Annotated in this window: 6 protein-coding genes; 2 read left to right on the top strand and 4 right to left on the bottom strand. The window is 34.2% G+C overall.

Annotated elements, in window-relative coordinates:
* Positions 1 to 8: 8 nt before the first annotated feature.
* From A9Z07_RS17015 to A9Z07_RS17005, 3 genes are all read right to left on the bottom strand, one after another.
* The gene (locus A9Z07_RS17015; RefSeq protein ID WP_139126653.1) at positions 9 to 677 is read right to left on the bottom strand and encodes a hypothetical protein; all 669 of its coding nucleotides are present in this window, start codon (positions 675 to 677) and stop codon (positions 9 to 11) included.
* Positions 664 to 984, bottom strand: a complete 321-nt coding sequence (locus A9Z07_RS17010) for a hypothetical protein (protein WP_069579951.1) — start codon at positions 982 to 984, stop codon at positions 664 to 666. The genes A9Z07_RS17015 and A9Z07_RS17010 overlap by 14 nt, the downstream gene beginning before the upstream one ends.
* 87 nt (positions 985 to 1,071) lie before the next feature.
* Positions 1,072 to 2,472, bottom strand: coding sequence for a P-loop NTPase fold protein (locus A9Z07_RS17005; protein WP_069579950.1), 1,401 nt, complete (start codon positions 2,470 to 2,472; stop codon positions 1,072 to 1,074).
* A gap of 65 nt (positions 2,473 to 2,537) precedes the next feature.
* On the opposite strand from A9Z07_RS17005, the gene A9Z07_RS17000 reads away from it, so the two are divergent.
* Together A9Z07_RS17000 and A9Z07_RS17970 are read left to right on the top strand one after the other, a co-directional pair.
* Positions 2,538 to 2,786 carry a CPCC family cysteine-rich protein gene (locus tag A9Z07_RS17000; RefSeq protein ID WP_069579949.1) on the top strand — a complete coding sequence of 83 codons (249 nt, stop codon included), beginning with the start codon at positions 2,538 to 2,540 and terminating at the stop codon, positions 2,784 to 2,786.
* Positions 2,787 to 2,921: 135 nt separating this feature from the next.
* Positions 2,922 to 3,575 (top strand): hypothetical protein, encoded by a 654-nt coding sequence (locus A9Z07_RS17970; RefSeq protein WP_205634342.1) that lies wholly within the window; start codon positions 2,922 to 2,924, stop codon positions 3,573 to 3,575.
* Between the two features lie 569 nt (positions 3,576 to 4,144).
* Here the strand turns inward: A9Z07_RS17970 and A9Z07_RS16990 are convergent.
* The gene (locus A9Z07_RS16990) at positions 4,145 to 6,328 is read right to left on the bottom strand and encodes a TonB-dependent siderophore receptor (RefSeq protein ID WP_069579947.1); all 2,184 of its coding nucleotides are present in this window, start codon (positions 6,326 to 6,328) and stop codon (positions 4,145 to 4,147) included.
* Positions 6,329 to 6,505: the final 177 nt, after the last annotated feature.

The following is a 6,505-nucleotide window of genomic DNA, read 5'->3' as shown; positions in this document are numbered from 1 at the left end:
AAAGCACCTTAAGGTGCTTTATTTAGATTCTTCCATAACTTACTTTCCATTTGCTCTACATCCTTAAGCTCTACAAATTTGTATCTATAGTCTCTACTAGCCAAAGTGGTTTTATCAACTAAAACCAGGGTGTCTGATACTTTCTCGACTAGATACCATTCTGTTGAATCATCTTTAAGTACTATCTTATTTGAAGTTTTAGTTGGAAATTCAAAATTTTTACTAATACCATTAACAGCAGGCGCAACCACCAATACCATAAAGACACATACAGACTTTACTACTAAACTCTTAGTAATATTAAAAAACACCAATGTATTCAAAAAGATTAATTTTAGAATTAAATCAAAGAATGTCATATTGAATATCGGTAGATAGTGAGTACCAATGAATATTAAATTAGTAAACGCTATTAGCTTCCAAGATATTCCCTCCAAAACATTAAATTTCATTATTGAATACCCATATAATGAAACCAATGCAAATAAAATTGAAGAATATGAACTCAGTGCTAATTCAGTATAACTAAAAGAACTAATTAAAAACTGGAGGTCAAAAGCTAGTAGATAACCAATCTTATAAAAAACTCCTATAATCAGTGGAATGATAGTTATTATTGGTATATAAGTTAGTACATCATTTAGTTCTAGTTTATTCATTTTATTAAGGTAGCTCAACTTCTAGCTCCAACAACCGCTTTCTAGCTACTTCTTTTTGCTCAGGAGTAAATAACTCTTCAAACTCTGGCTTAAGTACTAGATATTCGACTGTTAATTTCAATGCGTCTTTTCCACGCAAACTTAATTCTACAAGCCCATCATGTATCTGATTTGGAGAGCTTAATAGTTCATCTGCTACTTGCTTTCCTCCACGCTCATCCACCATTTTTTTAAATCGAGTGGGTCTATAAGGAGGTGTTAATTCTTTAGATTTATCATAAATCTGACGCATTGCCTCATTGAATTCGTCTACTAAGTTGGTCATTTTTACTCTCACTTTTTAGTTATAAAGAATAGTTTTAGTCAAGGCCAAATTTCTTCGGCTTTGATTGTAATGCTAGAGATTAGAATTTTAGGTTACTATAAACCCAAAATTTATATAATTATCCCAACTTTTCACAATACTCTTCTCATTAAAACTAAATGGCGCAAATAAATCTTGCTTATAATTTTTAAATTGCTCATCTTGAGTATTTAATGGATCATTAGTGTATAAAACATAATAAATTTTCAATAAAAGAGGTAACCCTGAATTGTACCCTACCGTACTCATACTCTTTCCATACTCATGCGCAAATTTATCTAAGTTATCAAAATCATAAGAGTTTTGTCCAAATGAAGGTGTATTCAGCACATACTCTCTTAATAATTCCAAAAATTTATCAAAAAAATACTTATCAGTCATACAGCTAGGCTTTAAAGACTTCTGATCCATAGCTAAAAAGATGAATGCTATATTTGAGGCAACCTGAGCATGAGAATTATTTAATAAAGCCATTTTCTGTAAAACTCTAATTAAATCTCTTGAATTTAGATTAAATATTTTTGATAACAACAATATGTCACTATTATTCATTCTTAAATTAAATTTTTGAGTATAATTTAGAATAACTTCTTTATAGCCATCATGATCACGCTTAGGAAACTTAAAATTTAAATCAATAAATTTTTCTAAATAAATATTTGCAGATTTAAAGCCATAAAAGCTATTTATTGATTCCTCTAATTGATTCTTAATTGTTGATAGTATAAATACAATATTAGGAATATCAAAGAAATGTTTGATTCTTTCAATCAACTTAATTGAAAATTCAGGCTTACAACGATCCAGCTCATCCACAATAAATACTAGAGGTGTATCTAAGTCTTTAACTAGATTAGCCAGCGCCTCTTGAAAATACTTTAGCTCATTTTTATTAGTATTATAATCTTCAACTAATCCTGTAAGGTGTTCCTTTAAACCTTCTTCTAATAATTCCCCTGCCTTTTCACCAACCTCTCCAGCAGCTTCCTTAGCTGTTGCAAAAGTATCCTGAGCCATCTTACCTAAATATCCTGCCCCCATCACTGTCATTGCTAACGACCAGATAAGCATTGGTAAATTGGGCAACACAGCATGGTAAGCCTTAATAAATTGATCTTTAAACCTTGTTACAACTGTTGTGTCAGCTTCAACCGTATTCAGAATTTCCATAGATAGAATTAAAAATGGATCCTCCATAAAGTCATGTGCAAAAGCATCAATATAGATAACTTTATGACCTTTCTCTTCTAAATCTGCTTTCCAATTTTTTACAAACCATGTTTTACCTGCTCCCCATTCGGCATCTAAAGCAATTGTTGCCCCACATTGCAAGTTAGAAACGAAGTCAGTTAACCTTTCACCTAGTTTCTCACGCCCCCATAAATCGCCTTGGAACGGTACAGTAATTTCTTCTTCGCGATCTTTAATAAAATTTGTGCTTCTATTCATTTCTATAAATATATGAAATTAAAAACTAAAGTATATTATTATTTTTTAAAAGGTCAATTTTATTAATGCTCTACCCTTGCTTATGCTGTGGCTACTTAACCAGAGATGAACCCTCTAACGGCGATTATATTATCTGCTCTGTATGCTTCTGGGAGGATGATCCTGTACAAGCAGAAGACCATGATTACGCTGGCGGTGCAAATGTACCTTCACTAAACCAAGCCCGTGAGAACTTTAAAAAGTATGGAGCCAAGGAAAAACGATTTATTAAGGATGTGAGAAAGCCGAGGGATGAGGAGATTCCGAAGGATTAGAGCGCGTACATCAGAAGATTGGGAATAACCAATTAGTTAGGGAAAGTTAAGTAAAAATCATTTTATTTAGAATAGGTTATTGACTGTAAATAAGTAATTTTGCATTATTTCAAAAATCATTAATTCTCAAATATTATGAAAATCAACTCTCCTTATTTTTTAGTTTTATTAGCTATAGTTCTATACTCAGTGAGTATGCTTGTTTATGGGACTTTATCTATCTTCAAAGGTGCAAATGTTGCGGACATCTCTGCTTTTGGCTCTTTACTTAGCGGTATAGGCGCATTCTTTAGTGGATTTGTTGCCATATTTATTTTTTACGGGTGGAAACATCAATATAATAAAACTGTAGAGAAAGAATTAGCTTTGGAGGTTATCCAAAATTTTGTTCGTGCAGATAATTCTTTAGCAAAAGTTAAGGAGGGTTTTTATTTTTTCAAACTTAAATTTGATAAAATATATGAACTTCATGAAAATGATTTTAACAATCTAGATAAAGACTTAAGAGAAATTCTATCAGAATTAAATGCAGCTAATTTTGACCTTGGCACGTACTTTGAATCTTTAAGAAAATACTCTGTTGTAGCGGAAAAGCCATACTATAATGATTACAAAGCTCAAGTTTCAGAGTTGAAAATAAAAATTTTCAACCTTCAAGAATCTCCTATATCTCTACCCTCATTTGTTAGTCATTTGGAGTTATCTCTTGAAGAAATTATTAAAATATTTATTGAGTTAGAAGATAAAAATATAAATACATTATTAAAAGAGCTCAAAGCTATCAACTAAAGTTCTTTACACATATCCCAACATGAAATTATTGTTGATTATATAAGCTGTGCAACCAGATAAAAGAACAAAAATACAGGCGCTAAATATGATGGATATCACTGAGCGCTTGTAGTGATAAATTACTTTTTTAAGAAAAGCTCTCGTTCAGAAGCACGGTGACGCATTAGACCTTTCATAACTTTGCCGCCTCTTCGATTCCGTTGTGGGAATTGGTCAGCAGCCCCTTGCTAATCTTTCGCATTTAACTTTTTCAGCAATTAGGAAGAATTATCAGCTATAAATAACTAATTTTGATAAGAAAGTATCTAAACGGATAACAACATATGTCGGCTTTTTTAATAATTATTGGATTCATCTTAGCTATCTTTGGATTGATTTTTGATCCAAATATATTTCATAAACACATCAGAAACACACAAGAAGGTAAAGCGATGAGCTTTTTATGTATGCTCCCTGGTATGTTTGCTGTCATGCTTGGTTTTTATTTGAGATAAAACTGTTGAAATTTCTTCTTCATTGTTGAATTGAGCCCTTGGGAAAGGACCCAATTCAACTGGGCTCAAGCCTTAGAAGTTATAACGTACACTCACTGTTGCGCTACGTGGTGTGCCCCAGTTCATTGAGTTTGCACCAATCCCTTCGTAATACTTTTCATCAAATATATTATCGACGTTCAATTGAAGTTTAATATTTTTATCGACCTGATAGGCCAGCATTGCACTCGCGAGAACATAGGCGTCCTGATCAATACGAGTGCTACCTGTTCCAGTATAGTATTTACTCTTATAGTTTAAACCTACACCTGCGCTCCACTGGTCTAACTTATACTTCACAAATAAGTTAGACGTAGTTCTAGAGTTTGTAGTATTAACCTTTACACCTTTCGCATCTTTTGCTTCAAAGTTAGCAATCCCGAAGTTGATACCCCAGTTTTCGTTGATTTCGCCATCAGCTTCAAATTCAAAGCCTTTGCTGACAACACCATCTACACCGCGATATGCTTGCTCGGTTGTTCGCACCCCATTACGAATTACGAATTCTCCTGGTATTGCTTCGGCGAAGTTAGTCTGCTCAATGCGGAATATTGATAATGCTGTATTTAAGTGTCCACCAAACCATTCACTTTTAATACCAGTTTCATAGTTATTACCGTAACTTGGATCTAGATATTGATCATTTACGTCTTTACGGCTTTGTGGCTTAAATATCTCTGTATAGCTCGCATACACTGAGTGATCACGCGCGAAATCGTAGATTGCGCCAATATACGGCGTAAACTCATTATTAAATTCGCGATCACCAACACCGTTTTCTGATTTATATTCCCAGTTAGATAAGCGAGCACCAGCAATGATTTTTAATGGATCAAGAATTTGGAATTTACCCGCGACATAAGCTGCTGTTTGCGTCGTTTCATTCAATGCATTTTTGCCATCTAAGACAACAGGTCTGAGAAGTTCTTGTGCCATATCATTGTAATTAAGTGGCCCACCTAAATATTTTTCAACCTCACTTTTCGCATTCGATCCACCAAAAATGTCCTTAGTCTTCTCATTTTTGTTCCAGGAACCACCAATAATGATCTCTTGCGGACGGTTAAAGACTTTGAATGGTGCATTGATGAAAACATCGATATTGTTCTCTTCATTTCGCGCTTCCGAGCCATACACTGAAACGTTATCAGTCTTGCCATCTGCATTTTTTAATGGACTGGTATTTGTCGCTTTATCTACTCTTCCACCTGTATATAACAGCATAGTATCGGTATCTTCTTTGCGGAAGGTATAAGCAATATTGAAATTAACGTCATTGAATAAATTTTGCTTTAAATTAGCAAATACAGCTGATGTATTAACATTCCAGTAAGTCCAAGGTGCAGTTACAGTTAGGCTTCTGGAAAAATTGGTTCGAGTTCCATCGGTATAAAATGCAGGTGTACCACCCCAACGGATACCATCACGATTTAACTCCTGATACGTTGCGCCTAATGACATGCTTGTTTTGTCACTCAAGTCATAATCTACAGCACCGTAAAATACATTTCGTTCTTTCTCATAAAAATCCATAAAAGATTTTTCGTCAGAATGTTTTACATACACACGTCCACGTAATGAACCATCTGCGTTAAGTGGAGCAGAAACATCAGCCGAGCTACTCCATTCATTCCATGAGCCCAACGACGTACTGAGATTACCTGTAAGTTCTTTAGCATTTGCATGTTTGCGGACCATATTTAATGCCATTGCAGGGTTACCAGCCCCTGTCATTAAGCCACTTGATCCTTTAACGACTTCAACACGGTCATAAATATCTAAATCAAGATCTCCCGTACCCAAATTGGTCGTACTTGGCATACCATCTATTAAATAGTAATCGACCTGAAAACCACGTGCGAATACAGATTGGCGTTCATCGGTACGAGATGTTGAGACCCCTGTAATGTTATTCGTTAAATCTTGAAAGGAATTAATATTGCGATCATCTAGATACTCTCGAGTAAAAACCTTAACCGATTGTGGAGTATCACGAAGAGATAAATTTAGTTTTGTTGATGTACTGGTGCTTTTTGCTGTGTAACTTTCAGAACCTTCTGTGACAGCTGGATTTTTCTTTTCTGCTTGTACTTTTATCGTCGCTAATGTTGTTGTTTCCGTTGCCTGTTCCGCATAAACAATAGATGGAGCTGCTAAAGCGATAGAAAGGGCTAAAGGATGAACTTTGAAGGCTTTTCCAAAGGGAGAGTTGTACATAAGAAAATTCCATAATAACTAATATGCTGTACGAGATTCTTCTGCTGCTTTAAATCCTTGTTACACAGCAGCAAAATTTCGGAACAAAAGTTAACATGAATGATAAGCGTTATCAATCACAATTAATAATGATTATTATTTGCTTAGATTAATTAACGAATAAATTAATTAAATACT

Origin of the sequence: Acinetobacter sp. YK3 (assembly GCF_001729365.1) — a bacterium.
GTDB lineage: Bacteria > Pseudomonadota > Gammaproteobacteria > Pseudomonadales > Moraxellaceae > Acinetobacter > Acinetobacter vivianii.
Note: the sequence above shows the minus strand (reverse complement) of the source record. Positions and strands in the feature narration are given on the sequence as shown.

Coding starts and splice junctions, on each gene's coding strand:
- A9Z07_RS17005 (WP_069579950.1), bottom strand. CDS start 2,472: ATGAATAGAAGCACAAATTTTATTAAAGATCGCGAAGAAGAAATTACT.
- A9Z07_RS17000 (WP_069579949.1), top strand. CDS start 2,538: ATGCTCTACCCTTGCTTATGCTGTGGCTACTTAACCAGAGATGAACCC.
- A9Z07_RS17970 (WP_205634342.1), top strand. CDS start 2,922: ATGAAAATCAACTCTCCTTATTTTTTAGTTTTATTAGCTATAGTTCTA.
- A9Z07_RS17010 (WP_069579951.1), bottom strand. CDS start 984: ATGACCAACTTAGTAGACGAATTCAATGAGGCAATGCGTCAGATTTAT.
- A9Z07_RS16990 (WP_069579947.1), bottom strand. CDS start 6,328: ATGTACAACTCTCCCTTTGGAAAAGCCTTCAAAGTTCATCCTTTAGCC.